The organism is Bacillus cereus group sp. BfR-BA-01355 (assembly GCF_022663675.1).
Taxonomy (GTDB): Bacteria; Bacillota; Bacilli; order Bacillales; family Bacillaceae_G; genus Bacillus_A; species Bacillus_A thuringiensis_S.
Genome location: NZ_JAKUFY010000307.1, coordinates 1 through 480, shown reverse-complemented (window position 1 = coordinate 480; position 480 = coordinate 1). Strand labels below are relative to the sequence as shown.

The following is a 480-nucleotide window of genomic DNA, read 5'->3' as shown; positions in this document are numbered from 1 at the left end:
TGTTTGTGTATGGAATAACCAAAACTATTCATTTGACTTCACACACATTTCAATTCCGTTTATGGTAAACGGAAAGTCAACTCGTTTAAAGGTTCGCGCTTTATTAATCGACAAATATAATCGCAATTTCGAATTGTTGAAGCACAAGTTAGGTACACTTCGTATCACGAAGAAATCTGCTAAATGGATTGCTCAAATATCTGTCACGATTCCTACAAACGAAAAAACGGGAACAAAGATTTTAGGAGTAGACTTAGGTCTCAAAGTTCCTGCGGTAGCTATCACAGATGATGATAAAGTTCGTTTCTTCGGGAACGGTAGGCAAAATAAATTTATGAAACGTAAGTTTCGCAGTGTTCGCAAGAAATTAGGAGAAGCTAAGAAACTGAATGCCCTTCGTCAACTTGATGATAAAGAACAAAGATGGATGCAAGACCAAGACCACAAAGTAAGTCGTGGAATCGTTGATTTTGCAACGGA

1 protein-coding gene is annotated in these 480 nt (G+C 37.5%); it reads left to right on the top strand.

Features of this window, described 5'->3' with window-relative positions; all coding sequences use genetic code 11:
* Window positions 1-480, top strand: a 480-nt coding sequence (locus MR167_RS33805; protein ID WP_481746713.1) for a nuclease/transposase family protein, incomplete at both ends; no start/stop codon positions are given.